This is a genomic window from Paenibacillus dakarensis, from assembly GCF_001373415.1.
Classification (GTDB): domain Bacteria; phylum Bacillota; class Bacilli; order Paenibacillales; family Paenibacillaceae; genus Paenibacillus_AQ; species Paenibacillus_AQ dakarensis.
Genome location: NZ_CDSE01000014.1, coordinates 22454 through 41613, shown reverse-complemented (window position 1 = coordinate 41613; position 19160 = coordinate 22454). Strand labels below are relative to the sequence as shown.

General features: G+C 40.4%; 15 protein-coding genes, 2 pseudogenes and 1 riboswitch. Of the genes and pseudogenes, 11 read left to right on the top strand and 6 right to left on the bottom strand.

Features of this window, described 5'->3' with window-relative positions:
• The first annotated feature begins 17 nt into the window (after positions 1 to 17).
• Positions 18 to 1358 (top strand): phosphoglucosamine mutase, encoded by a 1341-nt coding sequence (gene glmM, locus BN1234_RS04055; RefSeq protein ID WP_054955386.1) that lies wholly within the window; start codon positions 18 to 20, stop codon positions 1356 to 1358.
• A gap of 645 nt (positions 1359 to 2003) precedes the next feature.
• Positions 2004 to 3836, top strand: a complete 1833-nt coding sequence (gene glmS / locus BN1234_RS04050) for a glutamine--fructose-6-phosphate transaminase (isomerizing) (RefSeq protein WP_054955385.1) — start codon at positions 2004 to 2006, stop codon at positions 3834 to 3836.
• A 198-nt stretch (positions 3837 to 4034) separates the two neighbouring features.
• Here the strand turns inward: glmS and BN1234_RS04045 are convergent, their stop codons facing one another.
• The 3 genes from BN1234_RS04045 to BN1234_RS04035 are packed head-to-tail and all read right to left on the bottom strand — an operon-like array spanning position 4035 to position 5279.
• Entirely contained in the window at positions 4035 to 4382 is a 348-nt protein-coding gene (locus BN1234_RS04045; protein ID WP_054955384.1) for a DMT family transporter, read from the bottom strand.
• 22 nt (positions 4383 to 4404) lie between these two features.
• Positions 4405 to 4728, bottom strand: a complete 324-nt coding sequence (locus BN1234_RS04040) for a DMT family transporter (RefSeq protein ID WP_054955383.1) — start codon at positions 4726 to 4728, stop codon at positions 4405 to 4407.
• Between the two features lie 2 nt (positions 4729 to 4730).
• Positions 4731 to 5279 (bottom strand): TetR/AcrR family transcriptional regulator, encoded by a 549-nt coding sequence (locus tag BN1234_RS04035; protein WP_054955382.1) that lies wholly within the window; start codon positions 5277 to 5279, stop codon positions 4731 to 4733.
• Positions 5280 to 5497: 218 nt separating this feature from the next.
• Here BN1234_RS04035 and BN1234_RS04030 point away from each other — a divergent pair, with 218 nt between their 5' ends.
• Positions 5498 to 5890 (top strand): hypothetical protein, encoded by a 393-nt coding sequence (locus BN1234_RS04030; RefSeq protein ID WP_054955381.1) that lies wholly within the window; start codon positions 5498 to 5500, stop codon positions 5888 to 5890.
• Between the two features lie 470 nt (positions 5891 to 6360).
• On the top strand, positions 6361 to 6630 hold the full coding sequence (locus BN1234_RS23175; RefSeq protein WP_442417708.1) for an AAA family ATPase: 270 nt from the start codon (positions 6361 to 6363) through the stop codon (positions 6628 to 6630).
• 209 nt (positions 6631 to 6839) lie between these two features.
• Here BN1234_RS23175 and BN1234_RS22720 read toward each other — a convergent pair.
• Positions 6840 to 7004: pseudogene (locus tag BN1234_RS22720) on the bottom strand (sensor histidine kinase); the annotation flags it as partial.
• A gap of 506 nt (positions 7005 to 7510) precedes the next feature.
• On the opposite strand from BN1234_RS22720, the pseudogene BN1234_RS21735 reads away from it, so the two are divergent.
• The 4 genes and pseudogenes from BN1234_RS21735 to BN1234_RS03995 all read left to right on the top strand — a co-directional run bounded on the left by BN1234_RS21735 (position 7511) and on the right by BN1234_RS03995 (position 11585).
• Positions 7511 to 8624, top strand: a pseudogene (locus BN1234_RS21735) (IS3 family transposase).
• A gap of 445 nt (positions 8625 to 9069) precedes the next feature.
• On the top strand, positions 9070 to 9564 hold the full coding sequence (locus BN1234_RS04005) for a PH domain-containing protein (protein ID WP_054955378.1): 495 nt from the start codon (positions 9070 to 9072) through the stop codon (positions 9562 to 9564).
• Positions 9561 to 11069: a PH domain-containing protein gene (locus BN1234_RS04000; protein WP_054955377.1), complete on the top strand. Its 1509-nt coding sequence runs from the start codon at positions 9561 to 9563 to the stop codon at positions 11067 to 11069. The genes BN1234_RS04005 and BN1234_RS04000 overlap by 4 nt, the downstream gene beginning before the upstream one ends.
• Positions 11070 to 11294: 225 nt before the next feature.
• Complete coding sequence (locus tag BN1234_RS03995) at positions 11295 to 11585, top strand: hypothetical protein (RefSeq protein WP_054955376.1); 291 nt, start codon at positions 11295 to 11297, stop codon at positions 11583 to 11585.
• A gap of 14 nt (positions 11586 to 11599) precedes the next feature.
• Here the strand turns inward: BN1234_RS03995 and metE are convergent, their stop codons facing one another.
• The gene (gene metE, locus BN1234_RS03990) at positions 11600 to 13876 is read right to left on the bottom strand and encodes a 5-methyltetrahydropteroyltriglutamate--homocysteine S-methyltransferase (RefSeq protein ID WP_054955375.1); all 2277 of its coding nucleotides are present in this window, start codon (positions 13874 to 13876) and stop codon (positions 11600 to 11602) included.
• A gap of 101 nt (positions 13877 to 13977) precedes the next feature.
• Positions 13978 to 14898, bottom strand: coding sequence for a LysR family transcriptional regulator (locus tag BN1234_RS03985; RefSeq protein ID WP_054955374.1), 921 nt, complete (start codon positions 14896 to 14898; stop codon positions 13978 to 13980).
• 233 nt (positions 14899 to 15131) lie between these two features.
• Positions 15132 to 15326: riboswitch (cobalamin riboswitch) on the top strand.
• A gap of 163 nt (positions 15327 to 15489) precedes the next feature.
• Between BN1234_RS03985 and nrdI the strand changes: the two genes are divergently transcribed.
• From nrdI to nrdF, 3 genes are read left to right on the top strand one after another with little or no spacing between them, the layout of a single operon-like run.
• Positions 15490 to 15870, top strand: coding sequence for a class Ib ribonucleoside-diphosphate reductase assembly flavoprotein NrdI (gene nrdI, locus BN1234_RS03980; RefSeq protein WP_054955373.1), 381 nt, complete (start codon positions 15490 to 15492; stop codon positions 15868 to 15870).
• 10 nt (positions 15871 to 15880) lie between these two features.
• Entirely contained in the window at positions 15881 to 17935 is a 2055-nt protein-coding gene (gene nrdE / locus BN1234_RS03975; protein ID WP_054955395.1) for a class 1b ribonucleoside-diphosphate reductase subunit alpha, read from the top strand.
• Between the two features lie 14 nt (positions 17936 to 17949).
• A complete protein-coding gene (nrdF, locus tag BN1234_RS03970) occupies positions 17950 to 18945 on the top strand; it encodes a class 1b ribonucleoside-diphosphate reductase subunit beta (protein WP_054955372.1) in 996 nt (331 codons plus the stop codon).
• Positions 18946 to 19160: the final 215 nt, after the last annotated feature.

Genomic DNA, 19160 nt, shown 5'->3' with positions numbered 1-19160 from the left:
AAAGGAGCTAATATAACATGGGGAAATATTTTGGAACAGATGGTGTCAGAGGAGTTGCTAATAGAGAATTAACGGCTGAAATGGCTTATAGTATTGGACGATGCGGGGGATATGTCCTGACAGGTGACAAAGATAAACCGACGGTTGTCATCGGCATGGATACTCGTGTATCCGGAGCAATGCTGGAGTCTTCTCTGGTAGCGGGCCTATTGTCTATTGGTGCACACGTTATTCGTTTAGGTGTCGTGTCGACACCTGCGGTAGCATACATCACAAGACTGCTTCATGCAGACGCTGGTGTCATGATCTCAGCTTCCCATAACCCGGTAGAGGATAACGGAATCAAGTTTTTTGGCGGGGATGGATTTAAGCTAACGGATGAGACGGAGCTGAAGATCGAAGAGCTGATGGACGCAGAGAAGGATGAGCTTCCTCGTCCGATTGGTAAGGACCTGGGCGAAGTCATTGTGGATAATGAATCTAAATATAAATACCTTGAGTATTTGAAAACAACCATTGCAAACCGTTTCGACGGACTCAAAATTGTTCTTGACTGTGCTAACGGTGCTGCTTATGAGCTTGCTCCTAAATTGTTCCGCGAACTCGGAGCAGAGGTCATCACGCTTGCGGCTGAGCCAAACGGGCTGAACATTAACGATCAATGTGGATCGACACATCCTGAACATTTGAAAGAAGAAGTGGTACGTCACGGTGCTGACCTTGGACTTGCATTTGACGGCGATGCAGACCGCTTGATTGCTATTGACCACACCGGAGAAGAAGTGGATGGTGACTTTATTCTCTGCATTTGTGGGGAAGCGATGAATCGTGCTGGCAAGCTGAAGCAGGGAACTGTCGTATCGACGGTGATGAGTAATATCGGATTCTATAAAGCTTGTGATACCTTGAAGCTGAAAACAGCTAAAACGGCTGTAGGCGACCGTTATGTGATGGAAGAAATGCGCCGTGGAGGATTTAACCTTGGTGGTGAGCAGTCCGGCCATGTTATTTTCCTGGATTATAATACGACAGGTGATGGTATCCTAACAGGCATCCAGCTTGTGGATACGATTGTATCTTCCGGTAAACGTCTAAGTGACCTGAAATGCAGTATGCGGAAGTATCCACAAGTGCTTGTGAATGTCCGTGTTGGTGACAAGAGCAAATATGAAGGAAATGAACCGATCAAGGCAGCCGTTATCGAGGTTGAGCAACTGCTTGGTGATAATGGCCGTGTATTGGTTCGTCCTTCTGGAACCGAATCCCTAATCCGCGTTATGGCTGAAGGGCCGGATAAAGACGAGCTTGACCGTTATGTTGCAAAAGTTGCAGATGTTGTGAAGCGGGAACTGGCGTAAGTCGCTGGTAACAATTTTAAAGGTATAAGGGGCTAAGCCTCGCTTGGGCCGGTGGGACTATAAAAATGGTTTCACCGGCTTTGTTGTGGGGTATTGAAAACAAAGAGTGTACATATTGGCCCCCGAACATGGATAAGGTGCCCAGTTGCAAATGTAATAGGGCATGAATATAATGAAGAATGTCATTCAAGAATAGAAAGCGGGGATAGTGAGGTTACGAAGATTCACAAGCGCCAGAGCTTGAGGCTGCGAGGGAACGGCAAACCTGTGAACATCGAAGTTCAGAGGAGAAGAGCCATCGGCAGAGCAAGCTGACGAGGTGGAGGTGTTCGAAATGTTCGGCGGGGGCCTCCCGGTTATCTGCACCAACCGTAAGTCGGATCGGAAAATGAACGGGCGACTGTTCATACAACGTACCGGCAGGTGCCATCATACTATAAGAAGCCATGAGTGTGCGATACACGCGTTGTCGGCGGTGGAAGAAGAGTGCATTCATGTTTCATGTTGATTCTCTATCGGACTATAAGATGTCTGATATGTTATGAACGCTGCTAACTGAATAGATTAAGTCTTCTTCCGAGATGCCGCACGCTCACCGCGTTGTTTCCACACGATCATATATGGAACAAACGGAGGAATTATACGATGTGTGGTATTGTCGGATATATTGGAAATCAGAAGACTCAGTCGGTATTGATCGAAGGATTGAAAAAGCTGGAGTATCGCGGATACGATTCTGCGGGAATTGCTGTATTTACAAATGAAGGCCTTCGTATTACAAAAGCAGAGGGACGTCTAGCTAACCTGGAATCCAAGCTCGAGGCAGATCCACTTGTCGGCACTGCCGGAATTGGACATACCCGCTGGGCTACTCACGGGAAACCATCTGATGTGAACTCCCATCCACATACAGATGAAAGCCATAAATTCTCGGTGGTCCACAATGGTATCGTGGAAAACTATCTGGAGCTGAAGGAAGAGCTGATCGAGCAGGGACATAACTTTGTATCGGATACAGATACGGAGGTTATCTCCCATCTGATTGCGCGTGAATATGAAGGAGACATTGTTAAAGCGGTACAGAAAGCTATTGCCCAAATGAGAGGTGCATTTGCTCTTGGGGTACTAACTGAGTATGAGCCTGATAAATTGATTGCTGTGCGCCAAGCCAGCCCACTAATTATCGGTCTTGGTGATGGGGAGAACTTCATCGGATCTGATATTCCAGCAATTCTGAAATATACGCGCGATGTGTACATTTTGAATGACGGGGAGATGGCACTGCTTACAGCAGATGCTGTCGAACTGATGACAATCGAGGGGAACTTTATTTCTCGGGAAATGATTCGTGTCGATTGGGATGCTGTAACAGCAGAAAAAGGCGGTTATGATCACTTTATGCTGAAGGAGATCCATGAACAGCCGAAAGCATACCGGGATACAATGCTCGGTCGAGTGGATAAAGCGGGACGTAAGGTTGTATTGCCTGAGCTTAAATTGACGAACGAGCAAATTGCGAATATCCGTAATATCCAGATCATTGCTTGCGGTACGGCATACCATGCCGGTCTGATCGGTCGCAATGTCATTGAATCACTGGTTCGTATTCCTGTTGAAAATGACGTAGCATCCGAATATCGCTACCGCTCGCCAATCGTGACGTCAGAGACACTGGTGATCGTGGTCAGCCAATCTGGTGAGACTGCAGATACATTGGCTGCACTGCGTGAAGCGAAGCGCAATGGTGCGCACGTACTTGCCATTACCAATGTGGTGGGCAGCTCGATTGCCCGTGAAGCGGATGATGTGCTTGGTACGCTGGCCGGTCCGGAGATCGCCGTTGCGTCTACCAAAGCTTATACCTCCCAGTTGATTGCTTTTTATCTGTTCGGCCTGTATTTGGCTCAGGTTCGCGGCACGATTACAGAGGATGCTGCGTCTGAGATGCTTGCTGCGATGGAAGCTCTGCCTGAGCAGGTGGAATCCATGCTGGCGAATACAGAAGCGATTAAACATTATGCGGAGCAAATCTCGAAGCATGAGCATTTATTCTTCATCGGTCGCGGACAAGATTATGCCGTAGCTCAAGAAGGATCGCTTAAGCTGAAAGAAATCTCCTATATTCACTCTGAGGCTTATGCAGCAGGTGAATTGAAGCATGGCACGCTTGCGCTGATCGAAGAGGGCATCCCGGTGATCGCCTTGGCGACACAGGAGGATGTGCTCGAGAAGATGGTGAGCAACATCAAGGAAGTGAAGGCTCGCGGTGCTGACGTGATGGTGATCACGCATGAAGAGCAGGTTGTGAACTTGCTGAAGTCCGTGGATCAAGCCTTTGCGATTCCGAAGACGCTGCCGATTCTGACAGCAGCATTGTCAGTCGTTCCGCTGCAGCTGCTTGCTTACTATGCTTCGCTGGCACTCGGTCATGACGTGGATAAGCCACGTAACTTGGCGAAGAGTGTGACGGTGGAGTAGGCTGGGGATAAAGTTGTTCTTAAATTGTAAAGTGACAATAAAGTTGTTAAATTTACAATAAATTCCTTTAAAAAATAATAAATTTGTTTAAATTCCTTATAGAGCTAAAGAGGCAGTTTAGCTTAATAAGACTTATTAGCTTGGAGAAAGATATTTTTTTATTTCACAGATTATCTAATCAAAAAAAACGACAGCACCTTAATTTGAAGGTGCTGTCGCTGTCTCGTTATTTTGCGTTGTATTTAATACTACTACTCCACTTATGATTAATAGTATGCCTATTATTTTGAGAGTGCTTAGAACTTCACCCCATAATAAAACACTGACTAATGTAGTTAATACGGTTCCTGCTCCAGCCCATATAGCATAAGCTAAACTTAATGGCATTATTTTTAGAGTTAATCCTAAGAAATAAAAAGAAAGTCCATAACCAATTATAGCCCCGATTGATGGGAATAATATGGTGAATCCTTCTGCCATTTTGAGCATTGTTGTAGCGAATACTTCACCTACAATAGAGAGTGCTAATAAAATGTATGCTTTCATATATAGTCCTCTTTTCTTTAAATTAATGTGTTCCACCTAAATTGAGGACAATAACTCCTCCGATAATTAAGATTAATCCTAATAGTTTTTTGCTATTGAAACCTTCTTTAAATATAATTATGCCAATTAAAGCTGTCAGAGCTGTCCCCACTCCAGACCAAATAGCATAAGCCATACCTAGTGGAATTGTTTTTAATGATAAGGATAAAGCGTAGAAAGCTAAAGCATAACCTAATATTATTCCTAAAATAGGCAGTATTTTTTTGAACCCATTAGACGCTTTTAGCATTGTGCTTCCAAATACTTCTCCTAAGATTGCTGTAATTAATAATAAATATCCATTCATAATCATCCCTCGCACTTAGTCATTTTCATTAATTGATCAAACACTTCATTGACCCTTTGTTTTTCTAAAGGAGCTACATTCAAGGTTTGTGAGTAGTAAAGACCGTCTAACGTCAATCGGATGAGATCGACAGTTGTTGAATCTAACCCGTCATCTTGTATTTTTGTTAATATCGATTTATAAACCTCAGATATACTTTCTGATACTTCGGAATCCAAAATGGAAGATGCCAGAACTCCGACATTCAGTTCTGCATTTTCAGTTAAATCGGCTTTAGATGCTTCTATAAATGCACGAGTCCACCTTCCTGTCTGAATTGGATCACTATCCGCGATTTTAGAAAAATTGTTTTCAAATTCTTGAAAGATGTATTCCCCTAACCAAGCTATAAGTTTTTCTTTATTTGGGAAATGATATAATAAACCACCCTTACTAATTCCAGCTTTTTTAGCAACTGCGTCTAGAGTAAGTGAGTTAAAGCCATCAGCTAATACAAGCGTTTTCGCTGTTTCTAATATTAGTTGCCGTTTAATATCAGCTTTAGATTGCATTCTAATGTCCTCCTTAACTAATTGTGTTTTTATTATACCGTCCAGACGGTTTTTTTACAATGAATAAATTATGTGAAATAAAGCACTTAAACAAACTGGGGCGTTAGTTGAATAACAAGTACAGTCACTTCCTATCCGGAGGTGGCTGTTTCTACATATTAGATAAAATAAAGCAAACAATCCTTACGAAAACAGCCAAATATAAAGGAGTGTTTGACATGAGTAAAGGGTGCATTAAGGCAGTTTATTATCAAGAAAGTATGCCGATATTTGAAGTTGTACAAAAGGTAAAAAAATACGAACAAAGTAAGTATGAAAATGATGATCGATATAAAGGGGGATTCGGTTCATATTCTAGAGCGGTCGATTCAATCCCTTTAACAATTATTTTTAAAGTTAAGTCATATCAACTTAATCAAGATGTTTATGTAGATTTAAAGGAAGAAATCCTCTCTCATAATAATATGAAGAAAGTGTCTAAAAAGTTAATAGCGTATCTTCAAGATAATAATGAAGGAAAAAAAGTTAGAATATCGAAGATGGATAGTGAATGGACTATTAATCTGGATGATATTGAATCGATTACAGATAAAGTACTAAACAGTTTTTAAACAACTTTATTAAACCAAATTTGAATGAGTAAATAATTATACGTTAAAAATTAAACAACTTTAAAACCACCTTTCAAATTTAGCGATAGGTGTTTTTGCATTTATACGGTTAAAATTAAACAACTTTATTATCTGCACACATAAATTAAATTGATTGTGTGGATTTAAAATAAAGTCGCGATGTTTATAAAAAAAGATGCGAGGTTTAAAATAAAGTTACGACGTTTATAAAAAAGTTGAAAGCTTTGCCCCTTTGGATATGATTATCTAAAGGGGTGTTTTTGTGTCGAAAAGAAAAAGAACATCTAAAATTGATAAGTGGATTAAAGGGGGTCGAGAAGAATTTTATACAGCCGTTACCTATTCATTTTGAGGTAGAACGTCGATTGTCTACATTGATTCGGAGAGGTTACTTGGCGCGAAATCCATTAGATTGAACATTTCTAGAGCGTGTTCGGGTGTTGTATGAATTGCGTGAAGAAGAGGAAACAGCTCATAAATATATAGATGAACGACTAAATTATATACGTTTAACTGCCGATAGCTTATCCATTATCGGTATTTCTGGAATTGGTAAAACAACAGCAATTGAACGTCTTTTGCTTATGTATCCACAAGTAATCAAACATGAAGAATACAAAGGACAACCGTTTAATCGAACTCAAATTGTTTGGCTTAAAATTGACTGTCCATATGATGGAAGTTTATCTACCTTTGCAAAGCTTTTTCAAAGCAATTGATGATTTACTAGGCACTCGATATTTAGAAAAGTACGGTTATTTGAAACGTCTGACATCGACAATGTTATTGCACATGACATCGTTAAGGGTGATGGAATGCCTAAAGTATCTTTGGTACCGCCAAGATTTTGAAATCCTGACGGCATCACAATCCTTGAATGTATTTTTTGAATTTCTGTGAAAATGAACTATTCCTAATTTTCATCCATTTAGACCGGTAAAATGATTCGTACAGTTGTACCTTTTTGTGGCGTGCTTTTTACATTAATAGATCCTCCATGAAGCTGAACCAATTGTTTCGTAATGGCCATCCCAAGACCGGTTCCACTACTGGAATCGCTTGTATTTGTGCCACGGTAATAGCGCTGGAAGAGCTTATCGTTTTGTTGTAAGGTCTCTGTTTATTGATCAAGTGTTGTAATCAGTTCCTTATAGATCCGATATTTCCTTTTTAGTCTCCCTTTTTTATTTAACATGATCGGGTATTGATGGAGATTATATGGTTGTTCATATAAACCTCCTCCAAGGTTTTGAATCCATTTTATCATCGTAATCAATGTAGCCCCGAATTTATGTGCATATCAGAAGATACCCATTACCAATAGAAGAAATAACACTATAAAATTGTGCATCTTTCATAAGAGAAAATTAAGGGGGAATTTCAGTAGGGGTAAGAAAGAAGGCTTATAATAATGGTAGATGGATGAAAACGATTTTTGATACGATTCCCTATCATTAGTATACAGAAAAAAGAGGGAAATCAATAACCGGAATAGGGAATTTTAATCAGGAAAGGTGGAAATGGATCGTCTACATTTAGTTGGACATAAAAAATAGGGGCTAGTAGAATGAAATCAATACTATTAGGAGCGGATCTACTATGCCAAAACAAAGACGCACATTTACAGCAGATTCCAAAAGACAAATGGTTCAGTTATATGAAAACGGAAAGCCAAGAGCATCCATGTGAGAGAGTATGAGCTTAGTCCATCTGCACTAGATCGCTGGATTTAACAAGCCCAAACCTCAGGGTCGTTTTCTGAAAAAGATAACCGAACCGCTGAGGAGAATGAGCTCCTCGCTCTTCGTAAACGAGTTCAGCGGCTTGAAATGGAGAATGACATTTTAAAGCAAGCCGCGCTGATCATGGGACGAAAGTAAAGATCATTAAGCAAAACAGTGATAAATACTTAGTATCGGCAATGTGCGAAGTCCTGCAAATCGCTAGAAGCACGTTATATTATGAAGCGAAAGAAAAAGATAACGAAGACGAAGTAACGACAGCCATTATTGAGATTTTTCATGCGAATCGTAAAGCGTATGAAACACGCAAGATCAAAGTCAAACTTAAGGAACAAGGATTCATCCTTTCCAGGCGCCGAATCGGTCATATCATGAAAGAGCAGGGTCTTGTGTCCACGTACGATAGCGCAGTATAAGCCGCATAAGACGCTTGTAACGAAGCAACAACAGCAAATGTGTTGAAGCGTGAGTTCGATTAAACCGAAGCAAAACGCTTCGTGGTCAGCGATCTCACTTATGTCAAGATTCAGCAGAAGTGGCACTACATTTGTGTGCTCATTGACTTATTTAATCGAGAAATCATTGGCCACAGCGCATGTCCCAATAAAGACGCTGCTCTAATTTCTCGTGCCTTTGCCACGGTAGAAGGCAACTTAAGCGACATTCAGTGGTTTCATACGGATCGTGGAAGTGAATTTAAGAACCAGGACATGGACGAGCTGCTGGGGACTTTTGATATTGGTCGCTCTCTGAGCATGAAAGGCTGTCTTTACGACAACGCCGTTGCTGAAGCCACCTACAAAGTGATGAATACAGAATTCGTAAACCAGATGAATTTTCAAAGCCTTCATCATCTAAAGTTGGAATTATATGATTATGTGAACTGGTTCAACAAGCATCGTATTCATGGCACATTAGGATACATGACGCCAATTCAGTACAAAGCTGCTGCCCTTAAAAAAGTTGTCTGATTTACTGTTGACAGTCCATAATAGGGATTAGAATCTCATGCTCATAAAAAGATCGCTAAATTTTCATTTGGTATGAAAAAGAAGCTTGGTATTGCACAAGCCATAGGGCAGATTGTTAAAATAGGCACAATGGATGAGCTTAGAGCATTCTATAGGTCGACAATCACTGTAAAGCTCAAGCATTCTACGATACAGAAAGCTAAACAGGTAACATTACAGCAATGGCTGGAATCGGTTGGAACGGATGTAGTAATGAATGACTCCTATGTAACTATCAATATTGATGAAGAAAAAAAAATGCTGAAATGATACGGGCATTTAATCATTATAAGGTAGATGTCCTTCGTGTAGAAGTGGAAGAACCATCTCTTGAAGATATATTTCTGGATGAATAGTTTTAACGAAATATAAGAATAGTAGTTTAGAAATATAGGCGGTGATTTTTATGTATTCTCAAATGAACGCACCTCAAAAGCGATTATCCAAGGATGCGGTCAAAGTATGGATTATAAGTGAAATGATCATGAATCTAATCGGATTCATGATCCTTGGGGTTTTACTTTACCTAGATTATCGTTTTTCATGGAAAGAGTGGATCGGTTGGATTCTGATTGGTATAACAGCGATCTCTGTGCTAGGTTTGGCTTGGTCATTTACCAGCCCGTTTTTACTTTATAAAAACTGGCGTTATGATGTAGATGAAGAGTTTTTACAATTAAAATCAGGCGTTATTTATGAAGAGCATCAACTTGTCCCGATGACAAAAATTCAATCGGTTGCAACTAAACAAGGACCGTTACTTAGAAAATATGGACTCTGTTCAATTTCAATTGAAACAATGGGGTCATCTCACACAATTCCTGCCCTATCTAAAGATGTAGCTATCAAGTTAAGGAATCAGATTGCTCGTTATGCGAAAATTAAGGAAGTGGAGTCATGAAGAAGGCAAAACGATACAATCCACTTCTCATACTTTTTAATTTGTGTAAATTAGTCAAGAGCTCTATTTTCTTTGTGATTTATTTATTTGTGATTAAAGCTGGTTCGGGATCAGCCTTTATCACCTACGGTAGAATTGCTTTTTTCCTAGTTTTAGGAATTACAGTTATTTCAATAATACTGAAATGGTTCACCCATAAATATGAACTCGATGATAGGTCCTTTTATCTTTACAAAGGAATTTTCAGCAAATCGGAGCGAACTATTCCTTGTTCTAAAATTCAAAACATAAATCGTCATACTTCTTTATTTCATCGGTTTTTTAAAGTTACTAGCATCAGTTTTGAGACAGGAATGGCAGGAGAGGATGCTTCTGTTAAATTTGAAGTCATTTCTCAACTAGAAGCAGATCGAATGGAAACGTATGTGACAAGCACTGTTCGCGACGAATCGACGTTTGATACAAAAGTCGATAATATTGAATTATCTTCTAAAATGATTACAGAAGATGTACATTCAAATCGAACTATTCATTTTAGGCCAGCGAATAGGGACATTTTGAAAGCCTCCTTTACATCTCTAAGCTTTTTAGCATTGATCCCTTTAATTGGCTCTTTTTATTTTAAAATCAATGAAATTTTTAGTGTAGAAAAAGAAGCCGAAGGAATTTTTACAAGTATCATAAGTTCCTGGCAGATGGTGACAATCATCATCACTCTACTTGTCATTGCTTCCGCCATTTTTGGAATCGTGCGGACTTATTTAAAATATGGAAAATATGAAATTTCCTCAGACAATGATCGCATCTACATTACAAAAGGTGTAATTGATGAAACTACCTTTTCTATTTCAAAAGAAAAAGTGCAGGCAATAGAAATTAAGCAGTCCATCATGAAACGATTGCTTGGACTTGCTGAAGTGAAGCTAATCAGTGCAGGTAGTTTGAGTTATGGAGAAGATACACTTGAAATCAATTCACTATATCCATTTTTACCTGTTAAACGTTCATATGAAATGATTTCGGAAATTTTACCATCTTATGAAGTAACAACAAAGATGATTCGTCTCCCGGTAAAATCCCTATGGATTCGTTTGTTTAAGCCAAGTTGGATCTGGATCATTGCAACGGCTATCTTATTTTATTTCAAACCGAGTATTCTAAAAGTGGAGCAAGCTTGGTGGATCATACCTGCTGTCTTGTTCATTCTTATCGCTGTATCAAGATTGCTAGACTACTTTAATACCCGATACATTTTGAACGATCAATTCATTCAATTCAAAACAGGGAGTCTGACCACTTCTTTATTTGTGTCAAAACGAGATAAGATTATTGAAGTGAAAGTAACCCGGAACATCTTTCAACAAATAGTTGGTCTCGCATCTATCCGAACAATCAATCGAGCTAAACCGATTCATCATACTGGTGTTGACGACGTGCCGTTAGAGTTGGCTGCCTCGCTTTACCCATGGTATATGGGGCGTAGAAATGAAATCAAAGTTGAATGAATTCATGTTTACTACTCCTATTATGATCCAATAAATTCATTTATAGGGCGTGTTTAATAGGGGGATGATGTTACGATATTTCAGTTTTTTTGATCAACTTTTTTATAATAATTAAATGAAAATTTTTAAAAAGGACTATCCATTTTGATCTTTACTTAGAAATATACTTTATAAAATACTTGGTTGGTTTGATATCTGTACAAGCACTGCGTGATCAGGGTTTCAATGGGTGAACTGAAAGTAGTTTACATTGCCGAAGAGGGAATACTCCAAGCACAGTTCGCAGTATATCTTGTATGGTTGCAGAATCTTTCGATGATTGCACTGATGGTTGCTTTCAGTGTTGCTACTGCAATCAGTACGTTGATTACGGCAACATTACAGGCGAAGCGTGACTTCCCTTTGCGGTTGGCAGGCCGGTCTTGGATACGAATCCTTCAGAGCCGCGTGGCCAAGGAGCTGCTTGTGGGAGCAGTACAAAAATACGATCAATCTACTATATTCGCAGTAGATTGATCGTAAAGTTATTTCTATAGAGATTGTCTAACTTCTTGAGCGGCCTGAACCATGTTGGTCAGGCTTGGCTCGATTTCTTTCGTATTACGCGTTTTTAATCCGCAGTCAGGATTTACCCACAGCTTTTCAGCAGGCAGCTTCTCAAGCATCTTCGTTAATGTAAGCTTCATTTCCTTAACACCTGGGATACGCGGTGAGTGTATATCATAAATGCCTGGTCCAACTTCTGTCTTAAATTCATTGCGCTTGAGTACGTCAATAAGGGACAGGTCAGAGCGTGATGCCTCAAAGGTTATCACGTCGGTATCCATCGCATCAATTTCTTTAATAATATCTTCGAACTCACTGTAGCACATATGTGTGTGAATTTGGGTTTCTGCTTGTACTCCGCTGTGCACCAGTCTAAAGGCAGGTATTGCCCAATCGAGATACTCCTTATTCCAGTCAGAGCGGCGCAGCGGCAGCTTCTCACGTAATGCGGCTTCATCAATTTGAATGATTCGAATATGATGCTGCTCCAAGTCGAGCACTTCTTCGCGAATAGCGAGTGCAATCTGGAGTGCGGATTCCTTTAAGCTGATATCCTCACGCGGGAACGACCAATTCAGTATCGTAATCGGTCCTGTAAGCATTCCCTTCATCGGCTTGGATGTCAGGCTTTGCGCATAAACGGAATAGTCAACGGTCATCGGCTTGGATCGGGAGATGTCACCCCAGACAATAGGAGGCTTTACACACCGTGTACCGTATGATTGTACCCACGCTTTCTCTGTAAATAGATACCCATCCAGGCATTCTCCAAAATACTCAACCATATCATTGCGCTCAAATTCACCGTGCACGAGCACATCTAGTCCGATCCTTTCCTGCATCTGAACACACTCTGCGATTTTTTTCTTGTTGAAGGCTACGTATTGTTCTTCCGTAATGGAACCCTTCTTGAAAGAAGCCCGATTAGCCCGTACATCCTGCGTTTGGGCAAAGGAGCCAATAGTCGTTGTCGGAAGTAGAGGTAGCTGGAATGCCTCTTTCTGCAGCTCCTCACGCGCTTCAAATTCAGGCAAACGGATAAAATCCTTATCCTCTAACGCAGCGATCTGTTGTTGCACCGCTTGATTAGGAACAACTCTTGAACCATTAAATAATGCCTTATTGGTTGTAAATAGAGGGTGATTCGATACCTGCTCATGCTGTTCTGCTAAGATTATCTTTAATTCAGCAAGCTCAGACAGTTTTTCCTGCGCAAATGCAAAGTGCTTCTTATGATCAGAGGATAGCTTCGATTCCTGTTCTAACGAATAGGGAACATGCAGCAACGAGCAAGATGTATTGAGGATGATTTGATGACAATGCTTCTGCAGTCTACCGACAATAGAAATCGTTTTCTCGAACTGATTTCGCCAAATATTTTTACCGTTAATAACACCAGCGAAGAGCTGCTTGCCTGTAGGGAACCCGTATTGCTCGATCAGGTCAATGTTCTTAAGTCCCTCTGCAAAATCAAGTCCAATTCCATCGAAGTCCAATTTGGTGAGTTCGCTGTAGCAGTCGCGAACGTCACCAAAATATGTTTGGACGAGCACCTTGCTCGCACCTTTACGACCCAGAATTGCGGTGTACAGCTCTTGGAACAGCTGAATATCAGCCAAAGTTAAATCCTTAACCAATGCAGGCTCATCGAACTGTACCCATTCTGCTCCGAGTGTGTTAAAGGTATCCAGCAAGGAACTGTAGCTGGTGATAAAATCAGCCTTTACATCAGCGATGTTCTTCTTACCTGTGAATCGCAGCAGTTTGAGCAATGTAAATGCACCGAGCACGACCGGCTTCGTACGAATGCCTTGTGCGAGTGCTTCTTTGAAATCATCGAACGGCTTGCTTCCTGTCAGTTCAATGGATGTACCGTCTTCGAGCTCAGGCACAATGTAATGATAGTTCGTGTTAAACCACTTCTTCATCGCGAGCGCCTTTACGTCGCCGTTAGGGCCTTGGTATCCTCTAGCCATTGCGAAGTAAGTATCAATAGCACTTAGGTTAAGTTTGCGATAACGATCTGGGACAATATTGAATAATACAGCAGTATCTAATGTCGTGTCATAAAATGAAAAATCATTGGATGGAATATAGTCAATACGATATTCCTGTTGGATGATCCAATGCAGCTGACGAAGCTGTTTGGCTTGCTCCTGTAGTTCAACCGCCGTGATCTCATCCTTAAAATATTTCTCTAAAGTAAACTTTAGTTGTCGGTTTGCTCCTATACGAGGATAACCTATTATCGATGTTTTCATATGATCCGCTCCTACTCGTAAGTTTCTGATTCGAATACCGAAAGTATAGTGCAGCGGGATGGACATATGATAATACCTAAAAGTTATGATTTGCTATAGATTTAATTTATAGCAATATTGTAGCTGCGAATGTACTGCTTGAGTTCATTCAAGTATTCAGTTGAGACAGGACTTAGCCCAAGATGGCTTTGCTTGATATAGCCAATCCGCATAATTTCATCACTGATTAAAGGAACAGACACAATATTCCCTCCGTTCAGATCCTCACTTAAGATACCCGATGAAATGGTGTAGCCGTTTAAACCAATCAGAAGATTAAACAAGGTAGCGCGATCGCTTACGACAATGCTCTTCGGGTGATAGACAGTGCTGTGGAGCTCTTCGGAAAAGTAAAAGGAATTCACGGTACCTTGCTCATAAGATAAGCATGGATACGGGGTCAAATCCTCTAGTGTGACCTGCTTCAGCTTAGAAAGCGGATTTTGTGTGCTTACAAAAATGTGAGGATAAGCTTTAAATAAGAGATGAAAGGATAAGCCGCTCTCCTTTATCAGTTTCGTCAATACTTTCTCATTGAAATTACTTAAATAAATGATCCCAAGCTCACTTCTTAATTGCTTGACGTCTTCTATGATTTCATAAGTTTGAGATTCGCGAAGCGTAAATTCATATTCCGACGCATCATATGTCTTGATGAGATTAACGAAGGCATTGACCGCGAATGCGTAGTGCTGTGTCGAAACAGAAAAGACACGACGTCGCGGAGTTGTCCCTTTATATTGCTGTTCTAATAAATCAGCCTGCTCGATCACTTGGCGTGCATACCCCAAAAACTTTTCGCCTTCCTCTGAAAGCAGCAGCCCTTTGTTGGTACGAAGAAAAATATGAATACCCATTTCTTTTTCAAGCTCTTTGACAGCGTTAGATAAGCTAGGCTGTGAGATATACAGCTTAGCTGCTGCGGCATTCATGGACCCTGATTCGACGATTTGGATGATATATTTTAATTGCTGTAATGTCATCTAGCTCATCAACTCCTCTATTAAAAAAATAGGAATCTATTCAGATATTCCGCGACTTTGATCTAAAATCTATTAGTTTATAGTAGCAATAGTGAAGAGAGTTACACAAGTGAGGTGGTACAAATTTCTACAGTTTTAGACCTCTTGATATTTTGAATTAAAAAGGGTAGACTTGTAGAAGTGATACAATATATAGTCTTTATTTATGATCAGAGCACAAAATATAGAAAAAATTAAAAAATACGAAATGATGGCGTCAGTAATGACTTAATAGGGAATCTGGTTATAATCCAGAGCTGCCCCCGCAACTGTAAGTGTGGACGAATTGAGCATGCCACTGTATAGGATCGTTTAAAGCGATATATATGGGAAGGGTTCAAGGAGGATGAGACACAAGCCAGTAGACCTGCCGCATTTCTCATGTTTCATATCTTCGGGGTGTGAGAAGGTGAAACGGCGCAGCAGCAATCAAAGCTGAATTTATGCTTTATTTCATTGTGTCTTTGCGTCGTATACACAGCTCCCCTTAATCGAGGTGGGCTTTTTTAGTTTATAAAGCATGAAGCGGGGAAGCTATCAAGGAGGGAGTTTATGCGAATTGTGTTTGATTCCAAAACAGGGAATGTCAAAAGATTTGTTCAGAAGCTCGGTATGGAATGTGATCAGATCAAGCCGGATCTGCAGATCGATGAACCTTTCATATTGATTACTTACACAACAGGCTTTGGGCAAGCGCCACAGGCAACGAAAAATTTTCTGAGCAATAAGGGGCATTTACTGCAAGGTGTCGTTTCAAGCGGCAATATGAATTGGGGTAATTTCTATGCGCATGCTGCTGACCTGATCTCAGAACAATATGATGTGCCCATATTGATGAAGTTTGAATTAAGTGGAACAAATAAAGATGTCGTAAGATTCAAGCAGGAGGTTGAACAAATTGTCTACTCAAATCGCAAAATGGATTCAGCTTAATAATGAAATTATGGTACGGAAAGACGGGAGCTTTCAATTCCATAAAGATCTTGAAGCAGCCAGAAGTTACTTTGTTGATCATGTCAATCAAAACACGGTGTTTTTCCATAATCTAAAAGAAAAGATCGATTACTTAATTGAGAATAATTATTATGATAGAGAGATCTTTGATCAATACAGTTTTGAAGAAATAAAGTATATATATGATTATTTATATGCGAAGAAATTCCGCTTTCCTTCCTTCATGAGTGCATTTAAGTTCTATAATAATTATGCATTAATGACCGATGATGGCACGAAGGTACTCGAACGATACGAAGATCGAATAGCAATCGTGTCTTTATTCTTGGCAAGAGGGGATTTTGAAAAAGCAAAGAGCTATGCGGATATACTCATTTCGCAGGAATATCAGCCTGCAACGCCAACTTTCCTGAATGCAGGCAAGAAACGTCGCGGCGAGCTTGTAAGCTGCTTTCTGTTGGAAGTAAACGACTCTATGAACTCGATTGGCTTTGCCATTAATTCTGCGCTGCAATTAAGTAAGATTGGCGGAGGCGTGAGTTTGAATTTGAGTAAGATTCGGGCAGCGGATGAACAGATCAAGGGATTGGATGGTAAAGCAAGTGGGGTCTTGCCTGTCATGAAGCTGTTTGAGGATGCCTTCTCATATGCAAATCAATTGGGACAACGAGACGGCAGCGGCGTTGTTTATCTGAATATCTTCCATGCCGATATTCAAGAGTTTCTGGACACGAAAAAGATTAACAGTGATGAAAAAACGCGTATTAAGACACTTTCCTTAGGTGTTGTAGCACCGAATATCTTTTTTGATCTGGTTGAACAAGATAAGGACATGTATTTATTCTATCCTTTGACCGTTCATAAAGAGTATGGGATGCACCTGGATGATATGGATATAACCGCCATGTATGAAGAGCTGATTAACAATCCAAGAGTACGCAAGAAGAAGGTTGCTGCGCGAGACCTTATTCTCAAGATTGCTCAGACGCAGATGGAGTCCGGGTATCCATATATTATGTTTGTCGATAATGCTAATGAGTATCATGCACTAAAAGAGCTGGGGCGGGTCAAGTTTTCAAACCTATGCAGTGAAATCGCTCAGTTAAGTGAAGTATCTACCATTAATGATTATGACGAAGAGGATATTATTAATCGGGATATTTCCTGTAACCTTGGATCGCTCAATATTGTGAATGTGATGAATAACAAGCGCATGAGAGAAACGGTTCATTATGCGATGGATGCGTTGACAGAGGTCAGCGACCGTTCCGATATAAGGATTGTTCCGTCAGTAGCTAAGGCTAACCGAGAATTGCATTCCGTAGGGCTTGGTGCGATGAACCTGCATGGTTTCTTGGCTAAAAGCAAGATAGCCTATGAGTCGAAGGAAGCAAGAGATTTCGTCCGGACCTTCTTTATGATGATGAATTATTATTCGATTGAACGTTCTATGTTGATTGCCAAGGAACGTCAAGAAACGTTTGTGGGCTTTGAGAAGAGTGAATATGCGAACGGAAATTATTTTGATCGATATCTGGAAACGGACTATTCCCCAGTAACGGACAAGGTGAAGGAGCTGTTTGCCGGACATGAGGTCCCAACACTGGAAGATTGGAAGCAATTGAAGGAGGATGTAGCAGAATACGGTTTATACCATGCTTATCGCCTAGCGATTGCTCCAACAGGATCTATTTCATATTTACAATCCTCTACTGCTTCGATCGCGCCGATTACACAACGAATTGAAGAACGCGAGTACGGTGATTCCAAGACCATTTACCCGATGCCTTATCTAAGTGAAGAGAACTATTTCTTCTACAAAGAAGCTTATGACATGGATATGTTTAACCTGATCGATCTTGTTGCTGAGGTGCAGGTGCATATTGATCAAGCCATATCCACTGTATTGTATGTCAAGGATGATCTCACAACGCGGGATCTGGCGATGTATTACATCTATGCGCAGAAGAAAGGGCTTAAGACGCTCTATTATACACGAACGAGAAAGAAGACAATCGATGAATGCGTAAGCTGTGTCGTCTAAGGAGGATAATGTAGATGAATAAATATGAAGCTGTAAACTGGAACTCGCCTGAAACCGATTATACCGAACTCCTGTGGACGCAGAATACCTCGCAATTCTGGTTGGATACCGAAATTCCGATCTCGAAGGATCTGAAGTCATGGACCAAGATGAGCGATAAAGAACAACTTGCTTACATGCGTGTACTAGGCGGCTTGACGCTGCTGGATACCGAGCAGGGGAATGTCGGGATGCCGATGATCGCACAGTTTGTGCAGGAAAAGCAGAAAAAGGCGATTCTCATCTTCCAAGCAGCAATGGAAGAAATTCATGCCAAGAGCTACAGTACTATCTTTACGACAGTGGCCAGCGTAGAAATGATCAATGAAACATTCGAGTGGGTAAAGGAAAACAAGCACCTTCAATATAAAACATCTGTTATCGATTCGATATATAGAGATATCAAAGCAGAAGACGGCCTAAGCTTATATAAAGCGATGGTAGCATCTGTATTCCTTGAAAGTTTTTTGTTCTACTCGGGATTCTTTTATCCGTTATACTTGGCTGGTCAAGGAAAGATGGTCGCAAGCGGGGAGATTATTAAACTGATCATTCGTGATGAAAGCGTCCATGGTGTATTCGTTGGCCTGCTTGCTCAAGAAATCTTTGCAGGATTGAATGAAGAAGACAAGCAGACAGCGACAGAATTTGTTCCGAAGCTTTTGAATGATCTTTATCGTAATGAACTGGAATACTCTGAAATGTTGTATGATGACATTGAACTGACGCATGAAGTGAAAAAATATATTCGCTATAACGGAAATAAGGCGTTAATGAATCTTGGACTTGAGCCTATTTTTGAAGAGGAAGATGTTAATCCTGTTGTACTGAACGGAATTCGCACAGAGACCAGCACGCATGATTTCTTCTCAACAAAAGGTAACGGCTATCAGAAGGGCAAGGTTGAACCATTACATGATAAAGACTTTTTACTATTAAATGATAGAGTCAAGCAGTCTAATATTTTTTAAATTAATAAAGATAGAGATAATTGAGGAATATATCAGTTTGTCGGGGCAACCGCTGTATGTGCAGCAGTTGTCCTTTTTTGCATGAAAGTTATGTACTAAAAATTTACACAGGGTGTAAATTTTTAGGGGGACGCTTCCAATTAAATAACGGTTGGCAATTCATGAAAAGTAATTCATGGTATGATGGGATGATAGAGATTGGTTTCTGCATAAAA